Genomic DNA, 18,926 nt, shown 5'->3' with positions numbered 1-18,926 from the left:
AAACATGCGTAAATTACAACTTAAAAAATTGAATGTGATCACTTTAATTAGTGCTGTTTGTTTATCATTTTCTGCTTGGGCAATTAGCCTAGATGATGCAAAGAACCAAGGTTTGGTAGGTGAAGATAGCTCGGGGTATTTAGGGTTAGTGGTAAATAATAGTGAAGCAAAAGCGCTTATTAGCGATATTAATGCTAAGCGTAAAGAGCAGTATTTAAAACTCGCGAAAAAGAACAACCTGTCTTTATCGCAAGTGGAATCCCTTGCTGCAGCAAAAACCATCGAGAAAACAAAGTCTGGCCATTATATTGAAGTAAATGGTGAGTGGGTAAAAAAATAGCCTTTGAACTAACTAAAAAGCCAGCAATGCTGGCTTTATTTTTTATCGATACAGCTTTTTAACAGCTGCTGCCAAAAATCGATGCCTTTGCGCCTTGCAAGTTTAATATTATGCTCAGGAATCGACTCAGGTTCATCGTAGTTTTCTAGCGCTTCGCTCATGCTGGCTTCACGAATTAAATGCAGCGTTGGGTAAGGTGCGCGATTGGTGTAATTAGCAGCATCACTGTCATCACTGTCAGCAAATACATAGTCAGGATGAAAGTTGGCAATTTGATACTTACCTTCATAACCTTGCGCCACTAAAAGCGCATTGGCTAAATCGACTAAATCTAAGAACTCTTCAAAGTCCTTAAAGCCTTGCTCAAACATCAAAAGGGTTGTTTCGCGCTGTGCTTGTTGGTCTAACTCGTTACACTCGTGAAGCATATCCATTACTGCATCATCAATCGTTACTGACTGACTGATTTGATAATGAATGCAATTGCTTTCAACTTCTTTACGAGCAAAGGGGCAAAAATTGTATTTTACAATTACGCTGGATACCCATTCGCGCATTTGTTTTTCTGGGCGATTCATAGTGTGCTTTGAACTCACGTAATTTCTCTATTTATCTATTCTAACTTTCTAAGTAAAGCTCAATTAAATTGACGGTTTTGCTAATAGCACCTTGATTATTAGCAACGCATTTCGCAGCCTGGTGACCGAGCATGATAGTTTGCTCTGCATCATTACTTAAAGCGATAAGTATGTCAGCGAGGTGATTTTCATCTGTGACGGTTTCAGCTCCTTGAGCACTAATTAGCTCAGGATAAATATGGTCAAAGTTATAAGTATGAGGGCCTGCTAATACGCCAACAGAAAATGCAGCAGATTCTAACGGATTATGACCGCCTCGCTTTATTAAACTTCCACCAATAAAACTGATATTCGCTACACCATATAAGCATTGTAACTCGCCTAACGTGTCAGCTAGCACGATCTGTTGGTTACGATAGTTATCCTCACTTCGACGACTAAAGCTCATGGCTGAATTTTTTAATAGCTCAGCAACTTTATCGAATTGTTCAGGGTGACGCGGGGCAATAATTAAAAGAGCGTTGGGCAAGGCTTTTAACAGCTTTTCATGAGCACTCAAAATAAGCTCATGTTCAACAGGGTGAGTGGAGCCTGCCACCCAGATAAAGCGCTCGTTGTGATACTGCTCCTTAAGAGCAGCGACTTTATGTAATTGCTCGTTTGTTGGCGTGATATCAAACTTAATAGAGCCAAATACCCGCACCTTTTCAGGCTTTAAACCAAGCTCAATAAAACGATTAGCATCATCCTGGTTATGACTTGCAAGAGCACTTATTGAATTCATAATCACTTTTGTTAGTGGCATCACCTTTTGATAACCCTGCTGTGATTTAACAGAAAGGCGAGCGTTTAAAATAAGCACTTTAATCCCACGTTTATTGCTTTGTGCCACTAAATTAGGCCACAGCTCTGTTTCCAAAATACACAGTAATTGAGGTTTAACTCGTTTTAAAAAGCGGTGAGTAGCGCAAGGAAAGTCAATAGGTAAATAACAGCAATTAACAGAGTCTTGAAAGTTGTTTTTTATTTGCTCACGGCCAGTAGGGGTATTGCATGTTACTAAAATACTTAACTTGGGATTGTGTTGTTTGATAGCTTTTATGAGCGGCGTTGCTGCAAGCACCTCACCAACCGATGCGCAATGAATAACAATATCTTGCTTTTTAGTTGCTAAAAAACCAAAGCGCTCCGCAAAATGATGACGATAACCGCCATTTTTTTTACCTCTTAGCACGTATAGATAGAAGATAATAAGCGGGCTAAGTAGATATAAAATCAAGGAGTATAAAATACGCGCCATCACTGTGCCTACAACATAGATAAAACGCTATGATAACGTGGAACATAGCTCAGCTGAATATAAAATGTTAAAAACAGTTATCTTTAAGAGTTTTAAGTGTTTCGACGCGTCGAATTTGGTAATATTTCAAATACTTTGTATAGGGACTATGTAGTTATGAAATTAAAAATGATAAAAGCCTCAATTGTAGGTGTGTTACTTAGTTGCTCCTCTCCACTGTTTGCAACACCCACAGCCTACTTACCTATAGGCATGGACGCACAGCTTGATCATCAACTAGATACACTATTTGCACTGACCTCTGGTACGCCGATGGCCAAACCTTATCGGTTGGCCGAAGTCGAGACTGCACTCACTAAACTAAAAAATTCAGAGCCTGCATTGGTCGCTGCTATTCGCGCTAAGATTAAACCTTATCAAAGTGATGATGCTATAACTCGCGTCGGCGTGAAACTTCAGGTTGACTCTGATACAAGCAAACAAATAGCGAACCAGCGAGGCTTGGGCTCTGATGAATGGGGGCAAGGCTTTTTTGAAGGCATATGGCGTGCTAACGATTACACATTAGTGCAAGTTGGTATTGATTATCGTGCTAAAGCAAATAAGTTTGTAAACTACAATACGTTCGTTAGTTTTGCTGGTGAAGATCTACAATTAAATATTGGTTACAAAGAGCATTGGTTCTCACCATTTAAACACGCTGCACAAGTGATTTCTACCAATGCAAAAACAGCACCATCGGTATCGATAGGCATGGTTCAACCGGCGCATAATTGGTGGAATTTCGACTTTGAGCTGTACTATTCAGAATTAGAACATGTTGATAACGGTATCCTTTATCAAAATGAGCTCCATAGTGGTACACCTAAGCTTGCAGGTACTCATTTTAGTATTGAACCAATCGATGGTTGGAAAATTGGCATCAACCGTATGATGCAATTTGGTGGTGGTCCTCGTAAGGTTGATGCAGGTGATGTGTTTGATGCATTTTTTGACCCTGCTGGAAACGACAACTCTGGCCTTACAGGTAGTAAAGATAATGAACTTGGCGATCAATACGCGACGATTACCAGTAGCGTAAACTTTAATTGGGGCATGCCCATTGAACTTTATTTTGAGTATGGCGGTGAGGACACTAAAAACCATAAAAACTATCAATTTGGCAACACAGTAAGCAATGTTGGCTTTTTCTTACCGAAAATGACAGATGCCATGTCATTACGGTATGAATATACCAATATGCATAGCCTATGGTATGTAAATGAAATTTATCCAGTTAACGGCAATACGGTGGGTGGATTTGTGACTGGCCACTATGCAGCTGATCAGCGTTATAGTGATTTTCATGCAGATGGTGTTGCGAAGGTTTATGCAGATGCGCCACCTACTCAAGTACATAGTATGGAACTTACTTACAATGAGAGCCTTAGTTCTTTATGGCGTGGTAAGTTAACCTTAATTGAAAACGAAAGTAATTATTTAAATGAATTTGGGCAAACAAGCGCAGACTATGAAAAAGCAACTGAACTTCAATTGAGTAATACACGTCAATGGAATGAACACACACTCGAGACAACACTGACCTATGGTGAAGATGTGTTTGGAGAGAACTATACTTGGTTATCCGTTGCATTATTTTGGTAAGCGAAGCCGTTATTTATTTTTGAGGAATATCTATGTCTAATCTTGATTCTGTAGCGGCAAGCTACCTAGAGAGTTTAAACCGTCATCAAATGTTGTTTGAAACGATGGAAACCTATCACCCAGAAGTAATGCAGCTTCTTGAAGCATGCCATAGTACATTACAAGCTGGCGGAAAAGTGATTTGGTTTGGTAATGGTGGGAGTGCAGCTGATGCACAACATCTTGCTGCAGAGTTTGTCGTTCGCTATAAATTAGAGCGAGGCCCACTTGCTTCTATTGCGCTTACAACAGACACCTCTATTCTGACAGCACACAGTAATGACTACCACTTTGACACGGTATTTGAACGCCAAGTTCAAGCGCTATGTAAGGCTGATGACTTAGTGATTGGCTTAACGACTTCAGGCACGAGCCCTAATATTAATCTTGCGCTGGCTGCTGCAAATGAAATTGGTGCGTATACTGTGGCTTTAACAGGCCGCGATGGCGGTAAAGTGAAAGATATCGCGAAGTTACCGATTATTATTAAAAATGACGAAACAGCACGTATTCAAGAAGCGCACATGTTTATTGGTCATTGGTTGTGTGAAGCCATTGATATGGTTGTAGCGGAGCAACAGTAATGGATTTAGCGTTACTAAAAAATCTTTCTAAAGCACGTATTTTGGTTGTTGGTGATGTCATGCTAGATAGATACTGGCATGGCGATTCAGGGCGTATTTCACCTGAAGCGCCGGTACCTATTGTTAAAGTTAGTAAGTTTGAAGACAAGGCGGGTGGTGCGGCAAATGTTGCAAAGAATATAGCCCGTTTAGATGGCAAGGTGGGGTTGCTGGGTCTGATCGGTGAAGATGAAAGTGGGCAGATCCTTGAAACAATTTTAAGCTCGGAAAAAATAGATTCTCAGCTAGTCAGTGTTTGTGAGCTACCTACAATTTCTAAAATGCGTGTCATAAGCCGACATCAACAAGTTGTTCGCCTTGATTTAGAAGAAACCTTTACTGAGCAGCACAGCCAATTATTACTTAACCGCTTAGAGCTAGTGCTTGATGATTACGATTTCGTATTGTTTTCAGATTACAACAAAGGTTCACTTAGCTTGATTCAGGCGATGATTCAGGTTGCTAAAAAAGCCGGAAAAACAGTACTTGTCGATCCAAAATCATCGGATCTGAATTTATACCGTGGTGCAGATTACATAACACCTAATTTAAACGAGTTTAAACTTGCTGGTGGACAAACAGGTTCAGAGCAAAGCTTAACAGATAGCGCGCGTAAGCTGATTAGCGAAGCAGGTATTGCGGCTATGTTATTAACACGTTCAGAACAAGGCATGTCCTTAATAAGCGAAGCTGAAAAGTTTGACTTTGCAGCCCAAGAGCTTGAAGTGAGTGATGTTACCGGAGCGGGAGATACGGTTATCGCGACCTTAGCGGTCATGTTAGGCGCTGGAATGACGCCTAAGGATGCTGTTGAAATTGCCAACCTTGCGGCGGGGATTGCTGTTAGTAAGCTTGGTGCCGCAACCGTGTCTCCTGAAGAGCTTAGCCGTAAACTTGGCCAATACTTACAGCAAACAGGTGAGCACTATCAAACGCCGTTTGACGATGTTTTACAACATATTGAGTTTGCAAAACAAAATGGTGAGAAAATAGTCTTCACAAACGGTTGCTTTGATATCCTTCATGCAGGGCATGTGCGTTATTTAGCGCAAGCAAAAGCCAGAGGCGATCGCTTAGTTGTAGGCTTGAATAACGATGAATCAATTTCACGATTAAAAGGCCCTGAGCGACCAATTAACCCATTACAAGAGCGTGCAATGGTATTAAGTGCCCTTGCTTCTGTCGATTGGGTGATCCCATTTGGTAGCGTAGAAGAACATGATACACCAGCCAAACTCATTGAAACGATCAGCCCTGATGTACTCGTAAAAGGAGGGGATTACACCGTTGAGCAAATTGCAGGTGCAGAGCATGTTCTGCGTCATGGTGGCAAAGTTGAAGTGCTTGAGTTTCTTGACGGGTGCTCAACCTCTAACGTGATTAGTAAAATTAAACAACCTTAACCCTAAAGTGCTGGGCTTTTCTCCGCCCTTTACGAAGCAACCAGTCTGTAGCTGATTTTTATAAAGGCTTTTACTTATTAGTTAATAAGTAAAAGCCTGATTTAGATCAAGCAAGGGGGCAATTCAAGCTGAAAAATATGACAGCAGTGATTAGTCTTTATAGTCATATTTTAATCTTACCTTTAAAGTAAGTTCTTACTTCCTAGTAAATTACAACTCGCTATAAAACTAAAGTTCTGTTTTTTTGCTGCCTGCTTATTTTCATATTTAACAGTCGCCTTTAACTTACTGATATTGTGTTCTATTTATTTTTCATTATGAGCTTGTTTTTAATTTTTAAAATTTAAAAATTAAAATTATCATCGTTATTTTTTACTATATATCTGTTTTTAAAATTTTATACCCTGCTTTTATTTCTAGTTGTTTATCATTATTTAATCAAGAAAACAAATTAATATAATCTATAAAATCGATTTTATTTAAACGTATTTTGCATCTAATGTATCTAAAAAGGGTTTGTTGTTGGTTAGGTTTTAGTACGTTGTTAATAATGAGGTTCTTTCATTTTTGCGACATAAAAATTCATAAACGGTATTGCATCGTGTAAGCAAATTTTTAGTTGCAGTAACTAACCACTTTCAGCGCTTTACAAGGTTTAAAACGTACCTACCACAAGTTACACATTAGCAGGTTAGAGGGGTGGTAGGTCGTTTTATATCGTTTTGTCGATATGAAGGAGGTTGGTTTTCATATTAGTTTATTTTTGTGAATTTGAATTCTATTGAGATTAAAATTTTCTAAATTTCTAATATTTTAGTTTTAGATTATTTAGGTGTTTGGCTTAATTTTAAATAGTTAGTTTAAAAATTATATTAGTTTGAGGATTATGTTATGAATAACCGTATTGTTAGCAAGTACACTTTAATAGCCAGTGCGCTGGCGATTATTATTAATTTTGAGGGGATTGCGGCTGAAGCTCAAATGAGCAAGCCTAAAGGCGCTGTTGGCAGCGGCCATGTTGCTCAAAATCAGGCAAAATCAAACCTATTTTGGTGGCCAAATCAGGTTGACCTAGCCCCGCTGCGTGATCATGACTCTCGCTCTAACCCGCTAGGAGAAAACTTTGATTATAAGAAAGCATTTTCTAAGCTCGATATGAATGCATTGAAAAGCGATATTAATAAAACACTCACAGACTCTCAGGACTGGTGGCCCGCAGACTGGGGAAATTATGGTCCTTTCTTTATACGTATGACATGGCATGCCGCGGGGACTTATCGAACGCTTGATGGTCGAGGGGGAGCCGGTGGAGGCCAACAAAGATTTGACCCGCTAAATAGCTGGCCAGATAACGCAAGTTTAGACAAGGCGCGTCGACTACTTTGGCCAGTGAAACAAAAATACGGTGAACTTATTTCTTGGGGTGACCTTATAGTGCTTGCTGGCAATGTGTCTCTTGAGAATATGGGCTTTAAAACATATGGTTTTGCCGCAGGTCGTCAAGACGACTGGGAGCCTGATATGGTTTACTGGGGCCCTGAAGTTGAAATGTTAGCAAGTGACCGCCGAGAGGCTGATGGTAAATTAAAAAGACCACTTGCAGCTGTTCATATGGGGTTGATTTATGTGAACCCTGAAGGGCCAAATGGTGTTCCTGATCCTGTTGGTTCAGCGGCTAACATCAGAGAGTCTTTTGCCCGTATGGCGATGAATGATGAAGAAACGTTAGCACTTATTGCCGGTGGTCACACATTTGGAAAAATGCACGGTGCGCATAAAGCGGCAAAATGTATCGGCCCTGAGCCAGGTGCTGCTGGGCTCGAACAGCAAGGGTTAGGCTGGAAAAATAAATGCGGTAAAGGTCACTCTGAAGACACTGTTACAAGTGGTCTTGAGGGAGCGTGGACGCAATCACCAACTCGCTGGACATCGCTTTATTTATCTAATCTTTTAAACTTTGAGTGGAAAAAAACAAAAAGCCCTGGTGGCGCGATTATTTGGGTACCGACGAATGAGTCTTTACATAAAGTCGTTCCAGATGCGCATGTTAAAGGAAAGTTCAATCCGCCTGTTATGACAACAGCTGACTTGGCATTGAAGTTTGATCCTGCGTATCGAAAAATTGCGGAAAGGTTCTTAGCCGACCCTGAAGAATACCGCTTAGCATTCGCAAAAGCGTGGTACAAACTGACTCACCGTGATATGGGACCTCGAGATAACTATTTAGGTGATGCGTTTCCAAAAGAGAAGCTAATTTGGCAAGACCCAATAGATAAACCAAGTTACAAACTGGTTAATGCAAAAGACATTAAAACTCTGAAAAGTAATATTTTAAATTCGGGTTTAAGCGTTTCTGAGTTAGTAAGAGTTGCGTGGACATCGGCTGCTTCTTATCGAAATTCAGATATGCGAGGAGGCGCTAACGGCGCACGAATTGCGTTACAGCCGCAAAAAGAGTGGGCAGTGAATGCACCAAAAGACACAGCAAAAGTGATCGCTAAGCTGAAAAAAGTGAAAGATGACTTTAACAAAAAGTCGCGAGGAGGCCGTAAGATCTCCCTCGCTGATACAATTGTACTTGCAGGAGCAGCAGGCATTGAAAAAGCGGCTAAAGAGGCTGGATTCAAGGTAACAGTGCCATTTTCACCAGGACGAGGTGATGCAACCCAAGCCCAAACAGACATCAACTCGTTTTCTTTGTTAGAGCCTAAAGCGGATGGATTTCAAAACTATTACCAAAAAGGCTATTACAAGTCTCCCACTGAGGCACTCGTTGATAAGGCTGACCAATTAGCCTTAACGGTACCTGAGATGACAGTATTAGTGGGTGGAATGCGCGTACTTGGTGCGAATAATTCCGGCAAGCACGGTATCTTTACTGATAAACCTGGTGTACTAAGCAATGACTTTTTCGTTAACTTATTAGATATGTCTACTAAGTGGAAACGAAATGGTGATATCTATGAAGGAGTGGATAGAAAAACTGATAAGCTCAAATACACAGCCACACCAGTTGATTTAATATTTGGTTCATCAGCCGAGCTTAGAGCCGTTGCAGAGGTTTATGCTTTCGATACATCAAAAGAACGTTTTGTTAACGATTTTATCAAAGCATGGGTCAAAGTTATGCAGGCTGATCGTTTCGATCTCAAATAATTAAGTAATGAAACAAAGCGGTTTTATTTAAAGCCGCTTTTTTTAACCAGAAGCAATATGAGTATAAATCAGTTGATTGTTATCCTATTTAAGAAGTTAACACTTTTTATTGTGTTATCAGCTTCTTTAACTTTAAATGCACGAGCAAAGCAAGCCGATATAGATGACAAAGTACTTCGTAATAATGCACTATCTGTATTTGGTGTTATTCCTGAAAAAATGCCGCGCAGTGATGCTGATACACCCGCATTAATTCAGTTAGGTAAAAAACTCTATTTTGAAACTCGTTTATCTAGTAACAATAGCCAATCGTGTAATTCATGCCATAACTTGTTAAACGAAGGACAAGGTCACGACGCTAAGGTTGTTTCAGTAGGTGCCTTAGGCATAAAAGGGCGAAGAAATGCCCCATCTACATGGAATGCTGGTTTTCAATTTGCCCAAAACTGGGATGCACGGGCTGAAAACTTAGAGCAGCAAGCCTCTGAACCATTATTAAGTGAACACGAAATGGCGTTATCGAGTAAGCAAGAGGCTGTTGATAAACTTAGTACTTTATATAGTAAAGAGTTTGAATATGCTTTTCCAGATTCAAGCCCTGCGCTCACTTTTGAAAATATAACCAAAGCCTTAGCATCCTTTCAAAGAACATTGATCACACAAGATCGATTTGATCGTTACCTGAGCGGCGATAATAACGCTTTAACAGTACAAGAAAAGCGAGGTCTTTTACAGTTTCAAGAGAATAGTTGCGCAAGTTGTCACAGTGGCCGTCTTTTAGGTGGGCAGTTTACAATGAAAATGGGGATCGTAAACCCATACCCTAATCGAGATGATAGGGGGATGGGGGAGGTGACCAATAGAAAAGATCATGATTACTTATTTAAGGTGCCAAGCTTGCGGAATGTGGCAAACACAGCACCGTATTTTCATGATGGAGCTGCAACAACCTTACAAGAAGCTATTCACTTAACTGGCTGGCATCAATTAGGTAAAAAGCTCAGCGAGGAGGAGGTTGAAAATATAGCCGCTTTCTTAGAAACCTTAAATAATGAAAATACAGTTAACTTCCCATAAGAAGTGCGCATCTTTTAATTAATGTTTTAGTTGTGCTTGGTACTCACAAATGAGTAATTGCCAATCGCTTTGCTGCCAGTGCATTATTTCGTTACGGCCTTGCTCTTTTGCAAATGAACGTGCCAAGCGTTTCATATTTTCTTGTTGCCAACTAACGTCAGGTTGCTTTATTTCGCCACGGTCGAAGTCAATAATGAAGACGTTACCGCTATCGTCAAATAAGATGTTATTGATATTTAAGTCTGCGTGATACACCCCGTGGTTATGAAATTCACTCAGTGTTGTTGCTATTTTTTTTAATTCATCATGACTAAGTGTGCGTGTAATAAGTATATCGAGTAAGCTTTGCGCGCCTGTCACTGCTTGTGTAATTATATCGCCTCGATAAATCAAGCCATGAGTCGTGACTTTCGCAGCTATTGGAGTGGGGACATTTAAACCCAATTCAGATAAGCGCATCATTAGCGAGAACTCTTTATACACACGAGTTTTTTCTAAACCTAAGTAGAGATACTGATCAGTTAAAAGTTTACCAACAAGGCCGCCACGCCAGTAGTGCCTTAACACGGCAGTTAAGTGATCATGTTTAAAAAACCAAGCCGTTGCACGGCCTTTTTTAGCACCAACAATTTTATTTTGCTGTTGCCAAAAGTCAGCATCAAACCACTCGCGCGTGAGTAACTGGGTATAAGCGGGGTGACAAAGTAGCGTGGTATTTTCTTGATGCAGAGTCTCAAACATAACAACTTAACGTATTAACGATCTATGCTTATTATAGTACCGTATTTTTGGTATTTCGTATAAGTACTTGCAATAGCACAAAGTTAATTTAAGATCGCATTTTATTTGCTGTTGCTAAGGGCACATGTGACTCATTCAACCTCGTATTCAGAGATATGTATATTAAGGCTTTCGGCTATTGGTGATGTTTGCCATGCGGTATCGGCTGTGCAAGCTATTCAAAAAGCGCATCCAAAGGCAAAAATTACTTGGGTAATTGGTAAAGTCGAAGCAATGTTACTGGCTGATTTACCGGGTGTTGAATTTGTGGTGTTCGACAAAAAACAAGGTAAGCAAGCCTACAAACAGCTTAAACAGGTTTTTAAAGGGCGACAATTTGATGTGTTACTACATATGCAAGTAGCACTGAGAGCGAACCTTGCAGCACGTTGTATTCCTGCCAAAGTAAAAGTTGGCTTTGATTGGGCGCGTGCAAAAGAATTACATAGCTTGTTTATTAACAAGCGCATTGCACCACAAGCCGAGGCTCATGTACTGGAAGGCTTTAAAGGGTTTGCCAGCGCCATTGGTGTGCCTGATTATCAACCAAGCTGGCAGATGCCAATTACCGAACAGCACCAGCAAGCTGCTGATATATTATTAGGTGAAGAGCGTTTAGCAGGGCGTATTTTTGTGATTTCACCTGCGGCAAGTAAAAAAGAGCGAAATTGGTTGCCTGAGCGCTATGCAGCACTTGCTGACTACGCTCATAATCAAGGTTTCTCGGTAGTGATTACGGGGGGACCAACGCCGCTCGAAGAAACGCTTGCAGAGCAAATAATTAGTCACAGTAAGACGGCTATTTTGAATCTTGTCGGTAAAACTCAGCTAAAAGAGCTGTTATGTGTGCTAAAGCGTGCGTCTTTAGTGCTTGCTCCTGATACAGGCCCTGCCCATATGGCGGTTACGGTTGGCACCCCAGTAATAGGGTTATACGCTCATTCAAACCCTAAACGCACAGGGCCTTATTTGTACCAAGATTACGTGGTTGAGGTTTATCATCAAAACCTTGTTCAGCAAACGGGTAAAACAGCTGAACAATTACCATGGGGGACGCGTGTTAAAGGGGCTGATCTAATGACACAGATTAGTGTGCAAGATGTCACTTTAATGTTTGACCTTGTCGTATTGAAAGAGCAACTGAAATGAAGAAAGTATTATTTTTAGACCGTGATGGTGTCGTGAACATTGATCACGGTTATGTGTATAAACCACAAGAGTTTGAATTTGTTGCCGGTGTGTTTGATGCCTGCAAGAAGTTTACTGATAATGGCTACGAAATTGTGGTGGTTACTAATCAATCGGGGATTGGTCGGGGCTACTATTCTGAGCAGGATTTTCATAATCTAACAGCTTGGATGAAAGACGAGTTTAAACGTCATGACGTGCCTATTCTCGCGGTTTACTTTTGTCCACATCATCCAACAAAAGCACAAGCGAGTTATTTACAAGAGTGTGACTGTCGTAAACCTGCGCCTGGAATGCTTTTACAGGCTATTACTGAGCATGATATTGACCCTAAAAAAAGTATCATGGTTGGTGATAAGTTAGGGGATTTAATTGCAGCTGAAAGGGCAAGTATTGCCACGCGTGTATTGGTGCGTTCAGGGCAAAGTTACGCAGAGTCAACAGAACAACATGCTGATATCGTTTGTGAGTCATTAGCCGACTTACCTGCTCTGGTTTTACACTCATAGCAGGTAAGACCAGTTTTATTTCGCAAATCCGCACCCATTCAAGGCGTGCGACGAACTACAAACAGTGCAATTGTTCGCCTAAGCTTTTACAATAGGCGCAAATTTCACAGTCACAGCTAATCGGCTCTGATTACTTAAAAGATTATTTGGAGATTTCAGATGAGAGCATCTGCGTTTTTTAATCAGCTTCAGCAACAAATAGACGAAGTAAAAGCTGAAGGTCTATACAAAAGCGAACGTGTTATTACCTCACAACAACAGGCTCAAATTGAAGTTGCATCGGGTGATAAAGTTATCAACTTTTGTGCAAATAACTACTTAGGTCTAGCAAATAGCCCAGAGCTAATTAAAGCTGCGCAACAAGGTCTTGATGATCACGGTTTTGGTGTTGCATCAGTCCGTTTTATTTGTGGTACGCAAGATATTCATAAAACATTAGAAGAAAAGATTTCTGCGTTTTTAGAAACAGAAGATACCATTCTTTACTCATCATGTTTTGATGCAAACGCCGGTTTATTCGAAACTATCCTAGGCCCAGATGATGCCATTATCTCAGATGCTTTAAACCATGCTTCGATCATTGATGGTGTACGTCTTTGTAAAGCTAAGCGTTTCCGCTATGCCAATAACGACATGAGCGACCTTGAAAAGCAACTTATTGCAGCTGACGAAGCGGGTGCTAAAACAAAACTCATCGCAACAGACGGCGTTTTCTCAATGGACGGCGTAATTTGTAATCTTGAAGCGGTGTGTGACCTAGCTGATAAATATGATGCCTTAGTGATGGTGGATGACTCTCACGCGGTTGGTTTTGTAGGTGAAAATGGTAAAGGCACACCTGAGTACTGTGGTGTACTTGACCGTGTTGATATCATCACAGGTACCTTGGGTAAAGCACTGGGCGGCGCATCAGGTGGTTACACATCAGGTAAGAAAGAAATCGTTGAATGGTTGCGTCAACGCTCGCGCCCGTATCTTTTCTCAAACTCACTTGCGCCATCAATTGTTACAGCATCAATTAAAGTACTTGAAATGCTGAGCAACGGCGGTGAATTACGCGCTAAGCTTTGGGACAATGCAAAATATTTCCGTGAACAAATGGAAGCGGCTGGCTTTACCTGTGCAGGTAAAGATCATGCGATCATCCCTGTGATGTTAGGCGATGCTAAAGTTGCCTCTATGATGGCAGACAAATTACTTGCTGAGGGTATTTACGTAACGGGTTTCTCATTCCCTGTGGTACCTAAAGGTCAAGCACGTATTCGTACGCAAATTTCTGCGGCGCATACAAAAGAGCAATTAGACACCGCAATAGCGGCCTTTACCCGTATTGGTAAAGAAATGGGTGTTATCTAATTTTATTTCCTAAACCGAAGCCTTTGCTTCGGTTTTGTTTAATTGAGTGTGAATCATGAAAGCATTATCTAAATTAAAAGCAGAACCAGGAATTTGGATGACAGATGCGCCAAAGCCTGAAGTTGGCCATAACGATCTGCTTATTAAAATCCGCAAAACAGCAATTTGTGGAACAGATGTCCATATTTATAAATGGGATGAGTGGGCACAAAATACAATCCCAACGCCAATGGTCGTTGGCCACGAATATGTAGGTGAAGTGGTTGATATGGGCCAAGAAGTACGTGGTTTCCAAGTGGGTGACCGTGTATCGGGCGAAGGGCATATTACCTGTGGTCACTGTCGTAACTGTCGTGCTGGCCGTGTACATTTATGCCGTAACACCACAGGTGTTGGTGTTAATCGCGAAGGTGCATTTGCTGAATACCTTGTGATCCCCGCTTTCAACGCATTTAAAATTCCAGATAACATTCCTGATGAGTTAGCATCAATCTTTGACCCATTCGGTAATGCAGTACACACAGCGTTATCGTTTGATTTAGTTGGTGAAGACGTATTAATCACAGGTGCTGGCCCAATTGGTATCATGGCTGCAGCGGTTGCTAAACACGTTGGTGCACGTCATGTGGTTATCACTGACGTAAATGAATACCGCTTAGATTTAGCGCGTAAAATGGGCGCTACTCGTGCTGTAAATGTGGCAACTGAAAAGCTTGAAGATGTAATGAAAGAGCTTGGCATGACAGAAGGCTTTGATATTGGCCTTGAAATGTCGGGTGTGCCAGTTGCATTTAACAGCATGCTTAATAACATGAATCACGGTGGCAAAATCGCTATGCTAGGTATTCCACCTTCAGATATGGCGGTTGATTGGAACCAAGTTATTTTCAAAGGCTTAATTATCAAAGGTATTTACGGCCGTGAAATGTTTGAAACTTGGTATAAAATGGCAAGCTTAATTCAATCAGGCCTTGATCTGAAACCAATTATTACTCACCAGTTCTCTGTGGATGATTTCCAAGAGGGCTTTGATACAATGATTTCAGGCCAATCTGGTAAAGTAATCCTTAACTGGGATTAGTGCCGTTTATAGTGATAAGGCGGCATATTGCCGCCTTTTTAGTTTAGAGAGTATTATGTCATACAAACATATTTCAGTAAGCGACACGTTTGCGCTTTTAGATAAAGAAGACGTTGTGATTGCCGATATTCGTGATCCTAACTCGTTTAAAACGGGGCACATTCCTGGCTCTGAGCATTTATCAAATGCTAATATTAGCGAATTTATGATGAATAAAGAGTTCGATCAGCCAATCATTATTGTTTGCTATCATGGTGTAAGTTCTCAAGGTGCTGCGAGCTACTTAGTTGAGCAGGGCTTTGAAGATGTTTACAGCATGGATGGAGGCTTTACAGCTTGGCAAACACAACTTCCGGAGCATATTGAACGATGATTGAACTGGGCAGCATAAATAATCCTCGCGCGGCGCAGGGATTTATTGACTATATTAAAAGCAAAGGCTTACAGGGTGAGCTTCGCTCTGAAGATGGTAAAACCGTCATTATTTGTGTTGCTCCAGAGCATTTTCATCAAGCTCAGCCATTATGGCAAGAGTTTGCGGCAAATCCACACGATGAAAAGTATCTGCAAGCCTCTTGGCAAGTGGGGAGCACACAGTCATCACTTTCTTATCAAGGTCAGTCGCTCAACCTAAAAGCGCGTTTTAAAGCATTAAGCTGGCTCAATCGCACTGTTACGTTAGTATCAATAGCGATTTTTGTGGCTTTTTTACTCGGTGGTTTTGATACCATTTATCGGATGCTACAGTTTAATCCTGCGCAACCGCTTAGTTGGTTTACACCAGCAATCGTGCATTTTAGTGCTATCCATTTAATTTTTAATTTAATTTGGTGGATGACACTAGGTAATGACATTGAAAAGCGCAGTGGAAAGTTAACCTTAGTCGGCTTATTTTTAGTGACCGCATTTATCAGTAACTGGGCTCAGTTTTTATTGGTTGGGCCTAATTTTGGTGGCTTGAGTGGCGTTGTCTACGGTTTGCTAGGCTTTTGTTGGATATACAGTGTAATGAGGCCAACAGAGCCGCCTTTAGTCAGCAAGAGTATTGTTGGCTTTATGCTTGTTTGGCTGATCTTAGGCTTTGTTGAAATGTTACCTGTCAATATGGCTAACTGGGCGCATCTTGCGGGGCTTTTATCAGGTATGGCTTATGCTGTATCAGATAAGTTACTTTCGCGCCGTTAAAGTAATCTGTGACGGCGTTTGCCGTCACTTGTTATGGCTAGTGATATAAGTATTTAGTGAACAACACTTCACGCACTATTTCTTGTCCAGTCTCTTGTTTTAAAAGTGTTTTTAACTTTTCAGTACAGCGTTTTCTAATTTCTTCTCGACCGGTAAGCGACTTGATATTCTCTTCTGGCTCTTTAGAAAGAATTTCAACAATCGCATCACGCAGCAAAGGGGTATGATGTTCTACGACACGGATATCTGACATGTCATTGAGCATAAGATCGACCGTAATACGTACATAACCAAGCTTTTTGTTACCTTGGCCAATATAATTGGTAATTATGTCTGGCTCAAAACCAAAATAACCGACTTTTGACTCGGCATGTGCCGAAAAACTAATTGTTGCATTAACTGCTAATAGGCATATCAAATAAATTGATAATAACGATTTTTTCATAGTTAAAAATAGTCCACCCTTTCAATGGTTTTTAGTCTATACCCAAACTTACTAGAGATACAGGTTGTTGTAAGAATTTTAACTGTTATTGAGATTAAATGATGGCTTTTGCCAAACGTTTTGCAGTGATATCATTTGCGCGGTTTCTTAAAATACTGAGTTGTTGTGACTAAATTCCCAATATCATTAGTTGCTGATTGGCAATCGGCATCAGCCTATCCACATTTAACGCAGCAGCAACAAAGCTGGTTGCTTGAAGCGGGCTCATTGACCGCTAAGCTCAAAAGTCATTGCCAACAGTTTTCTGTTCACGTGCTCAATGAAGCACCTTTTGACTTAACCTCAGAGCAGCAAGCACTATTAAATACATCTTTAAGTCACGCATTAAACCGCGAAGTATTATTACTTTGTGATAACAAGCCTATGGTATATGCGCAAAGTTGGCTGCCAGCAGATGATACCCTAAAAAAGCAGCAATTGTTAAGTATGGGTACAAGACCTTTAGGCGATGTTATTTTCCAAGATCCCAGTCTTTTACGCACCGAAATTGAAGTGGCTGAATTTTCAGAGCAACACCAACTAGGTTCTCTTATAAATGAATTAGGTTTAGAACCGCAGATGTTATGGGGTAGACGCAGTGTGTTTTCGCTAGCTCGTGCGCATTTTTTAGTTGCTGAAGTCTTCTTGCCTGGAGCCTATATTTACTTATGAAATTAGCTGCATTACACGTCGCACACATTCCTTACTATAAGCAATTGATGCGTACCGATAAACCAATAGGGACTTTGTTATTGCTTTGGCCAACATATTGGGCACTTTGGCTTGCCAATCAAGGCGCCCCGAGTTTGCTAAATTTTGTCGTATTTAGCTTAGGGGTCTTTGTAATGCGCAGTGCCGGTTGTGTGATTAATGATTACGCAGACCGTAAAATTGATGGCTCAGTAAAACGCACAGCACAGCGCCCATTGGCTGCGGGGTTAGTTTCAAGTGGTGAGGCTCTGAGTTTATTTGTGCTGCTTATCACAGTGGCATTTGGCTTAGTGTTAATGCTCGGATGGTCAACGATATTGCTGTCGTTTGGCGCACTAGCCTTGGCATTTTGCTATCCGTTTATGAAGCGTTATACCCAGTTACCCCAAGTCGTGCTTGGGGCGGCATTTAGTTGGGCCATCCCAATGGCTTATATGGCCTCGATTGGTTCAGTTCCTGTAGAAGCATGGCTTTTATTTATTGCTAACCTTGTTTGGACTGTGGCTTATGACACCATGTATGCCATGGTTGATAGAGATGATGATTTGAAAATAGGTGTTAAATCAACGGCTATTTTGTTTGCGAGTTATGATAGGCACATTATCTTTTTACTTAATGCCTTGTTTATAGCGATTCTTGCTTATATAGGCCTTAGTAACCAACTCGGTCTGTATTATTGGCTTGGATTAGCTGCTGGAGTTGGTTTTTTACTTTATCAACAAAAACTGATTCATAATCGAGAGCGAGATCCTTGTTTTAAAGCTTTTTTAAATAATCACTATGTGGGTTTAGTGATATTTATAGGCTTAATAGCTTCCTTGCCATTGCCATTTTAACGGGGCATTATCTCGGCGGATCTATAATTCCGCTGATCGAGGCATTTTTTCTAAACCAGCCTGCAATCGAGTAGCGAACATCTTCTGCTGGTAATACTTCGTGCATGAAGCGTTCGCTTTCAAACATCACAAGTGTGCCTGCTTGTGGTTTTACAATGACCTCAATATCTTTGCTTTTAGGCTTATATATGATCAGTTCACCACCTGAATCGGGTGTATTTAAATAACAGACGGTTGTAAAAATACGGTTTGAACGACCCTTAAAGGCATCATAATGTTTTTTATAAAAGTCACCTTGTTGATATTTTGCATAATGACATTCATAGTCAAACAGCCCTAAGAAAAAACTGCGGTTTAACTGTGTCTTTATCGCTTCCATGGTCGCAAGATAAGTAATTTGTGCTTGGCTTGAACTATCAAACCAAAAGGTCTTATCTTTACGGATGGTTTTATCAACTTGTTGATCGTTCAAACGGCCAATCCCCGCAGTATGAAAATGCGGATTTATACGATAACAATCTGCAATTAAATCAGTTAGTAAGTTTTCATCAATTGCGTTTTCAACAATAGCATAACCGGTTTGTTCTATTGCGTCTAAATAAGTGTTTGAAATAAGTTGCGCGGTCATTCATGTGC

The 18,926-nt window shown here is 40.7% G+C and carries 19 protein-coding genes; 14 read left to right on the top strand and 5 right to left on the bottom strand.

What is annotated here, in order from left to right:
• Window positions 1-4 precede the first annotated feature (4 nt).
• Complete coding sequence (locus tag L3V41_RS04005; RefSeq protein ID WP_062568707.1) at window positions 5-340, top strand: YdbL family protein; 336 nt, start codon at window positions 5-7, stop codon at window positions 338-340.
• 35 nt (window positions 341-375) lie between these two features.
• On the opposite strand, the gene L3V41_RS04000 is transcribed toward L3V41_RS04005, so the two are convergent.
• A complete protein-coding gene (locus L3V41_RS04000; RefSeq protein ID WP_062568708.1) occupies window positions 376-918 on the bottom strand; it encodes a DUF1415 domain-containing protein in 543 nt (180 codons plus the stop codon).
• Between the two features lie 40 nt (window positions 919-958).
• Window positions 959-2,218, bottom strand: coding sequence for a lipid IV(A) 3-deoxy-D-manno-octulosonic acid transferase (waaA, locus tag L3V41_RS03995; RefSeq protein WP_237127196.1), 1,260 nt, complete (start codon window positions 2,216-2,218; stop codon window positions 959-961).
• A gap of 156 nt (window positions 2,219-2,374) precedes the next feature.
• On the opposite strand from waaA, the gene L3V41_RS03990 reads away from it, so the two are divergent.
• The 5 genes from L3V41_RS03990 (at window position 2,375) to L3V41_RS03970 (ending at window position 10,160) form a co-directional block, all read left to right on the top strand.
• Window positions 2,375-3,862, top strand: coding sequence for a capsule assembly Wzi family protein (locus tag L3V41_RS03990; protein ID WP_237127195.1), 1,488 nt, complete (start codon window positions 2,375-2,377; stop codon window positions 3,860-3,862).
• 32 nt (window positions 3,863-3,894) lie between these two features.
• The gene (locus tag L3V41_RS03985; protein WP_237127194.1) at window positions 3,895-4,485 is read left to right on the top strand and encodes an SIS domain-containing protein; all 591 of its coding nucleotides are present in this window, start codon (window positions 3,895-3,897) and stop codon (window positions 4,483-4,485) included.
• The gene (gene hldE, locus L3V41_RS03980) at window positions 4,485-5,927 is read left to right on the top strand and encodes a bifunctional D-glycero-beta-D-manno-heptose-7-phosphate kinase/D-glycero-beta-D-manno-heptose 1-phosphate adenylyltransferase HldE (RefSeq protein ID WP_062568711.1); all 1,443 of its coding nucleotides are present in this window, start codon (window positions 4,485-4,487) and stop codon (window positions 5,925-5,927) included. The genes L3V41_RS03985 and hldE overlap by 1 nt, the downstream gene beginning before the upstream one ends.
• Window positions 5,928-6,818: 891 nt before the next feature.
• Complete coding sequence (gene katG, locus L3V41_RS03975; RefSeq protein ID WP_062568712.1) at window positions 6,819-9,083, top strand: catalase/peroxidase HPI; 2,265 nt, start codon at window positions 6,819-6,821, stop codon at window positions 9,081-9,083.
• Window positions 9,084-9,140: 57 nt separating this feature from the next.
• The gene (locus L3V41_RS03970; protein WP_062568713.1) at window positions 9,141-10,160 is read left to right on the top strand and encodes a cytochrome c peroxidase; all 1,020 of its coding nucleotides are present in this window, start codon (window positions 9,141-9,143) and stop codon (window positions 10,158-10,160) included.
• 18 nt (window positions 10,161-10,178) lie between these two features.
• Here the strand turns inward: L3V41_RS03970 and L3V41_RS03965 are convergent, their stop codons facing one another.
• Window positions 10,179-10,901: a 3-deoxy-D-manno-octulosonic acid kinase gene (locus tag L3V41_RS03965; protein WP_062568714.1), complete on the bottom strand. Its 723-nt coding sequence runs from the start codon at window positions 10,899-10,901 to the stop codon at window positions 10,179-10,181.
• Between the two features lie 126 nt (window positions 10,902-11,027).
• Here L3V41_RS03965 and L3V41_RS03960 point away from each other — a divergent pair, with 126 nt between their 5' ends.
• From L3V41_RS03960 to glpG, 6 genes are all read left to right on the top strand, one after another.
• Complete coding sequence (locus tag L3V41_RS03960; RefSeq protein ID WP_237114430.1) at window positions 11,028-12,089, top strand: glycosyltransferase family 9 protein; 1,062 nt, start codon at window positions 11,028-11,030, stop codon at window positions 12,087-12,089.
• Window positions 12,086-12,637 (top strand): D-glycero-beta-D-manno-heptose 1,7-bisphosphate 7-phosphatase, encoded by a 552-nt coding sequence (gene gmhB, locus L3V41_RS03955; RefSeq protein ID WP_062568716.1) that lies wholly within the window; start codon window positions 12,086-12,088, stop codon window positions 12,635-12,637. The genes L3V41_RS03960 and gmhB overlap by 4 nt, the downstream gene beginning before the upstream one ends.
• Window positions 12,638-12,796: 159 nt before the next feature.
• On the top strand, window positions 12,797-13,993 hold the full coding sequence (locus L3V41_RS03950) for a glycine C-acetyltransferase (RefSeq protein WP_237127193.1): 1,197 nt from the start codon (window positions 12,797-12,799) through the stop codon (window positions 13,991-13,993).
• 55 nt (window positions 13,994-14,048) lie between these two features.
• A complete protein-coding gene (gene tdh / locus L3V41_RS03945; RefSeq protein WP_062568718.1) occupies window positions 14,049-15,074 on the top strand; it encodes an L-threonine 3-dehydrogenase in 1,026 nt (341 codons plus the stop codon).
• 55 nt (window positions 15,075-15,129) lie between these two features.
• Window positions 15,130-15,447, top strand: a complete 318-nt coding sequence (glpE, locus tag L3V41_RS03940) for a thiosulfate sulfurtransferase GlpE (protein WP_062568719.1) — start codon at window positions 15,130-15,132, stop codon at window positions 15,445-15,447.
• Window positions 15,444-16,259: a rhomboid family intramembrane serine protease GlpG gene (glpG, locus tag L3V41_RS03935; protein WP_062568720.1), complete on the top strand. Its 816-nt coding sequence runs from the start codon at window positions 15,444-15,446 to the stop codon at window positions 16,257-16,259. The genes glpE and glpG overlap by 4 nt, the downstream gene beginning before the upstream one ends.
• 37 nt (window positions 16,260-16,296) lie before the next feature.
• On the opposite strand, the gene L3V41_RS03930 is transcribed toward glpG, so the two are convergent.
• On the bottom strand, window positions 16,297-16,704 hold the full coding sequence (locus tag L3V41_RS03930; RefSeq protein ID WP_062568721.1) for a flagellar basal body-associated protein FliL: 408 nt from the start codon (window positions 16,702-16,704) through the stop codon (window positions 16,297-16,299).
• A gap of 165 nt (window positions 16,705-16,869) precedes the next feature.
• Between L3V41_RS03930 and L3V41_RS03925 the strand changes: the two genes are divergently transcribed.
• Together L3V41_RS03925 and ubiA are read left to right on the top strand one after the other, a co-directional pair.
• On the top strand, window positions 16,870-17,415 hold the full coding sequence (locus L3V41_RS03925; RefSeq protein ID WP_062568722.1) for a chorismate lyase: 546 nt from the start codon (window positions 16,870-16,872) through the stop codon (window positions 17,413-17,415).
• On the top strand, window positions 17,412-18,290 hold the full coding sequence (ubiA, locus tag L3V41_RS03920; protein ID WP_062568723.1) for a 4-hydroxybenzoate octaprenyltransferase: 879 nt from the start codon (window positions 17,412-17,414) through the stop codon (window positions 18,288-18,290). Before L3V41_RS03925 ends, ubiA begins: the two co-directional genes overlap by 4 nt.
• A gap of 7 nt (window positions 18,291-18,297) precedes the next feature.
• Here the strand turns inward: ubiA and L3V41_RS03915 are convergent, their stop codons facing one another.
• A complete protein-coding gene (locus L3V41_RS03915; RefSeq protein ID WP_062568724.1) occupies window positions 18,298-18,918 on the bottom strand; it encodes a 2OG-Fe(II) oxygenase in 621 nt (206 codons plus the stop codon).
• Between the last annotated feature and the right edge of the window lie 8 nt (window positions 18,919-18,926).

The organism is Pseudoalteromonas sp. L21 (assembly GCF_021728035.1).
GTDB classification, from domain to species: Bacteria; Pseudomonadota; Gammaproteobacteria; order Enterobacterales; family Alteromonadaceae; genus Pseudoalteromonas; species Pseudoalteromonas arabiensis.
This window is presented reverse-complemented; position numbering and strand designations above follow the sequence as displayed.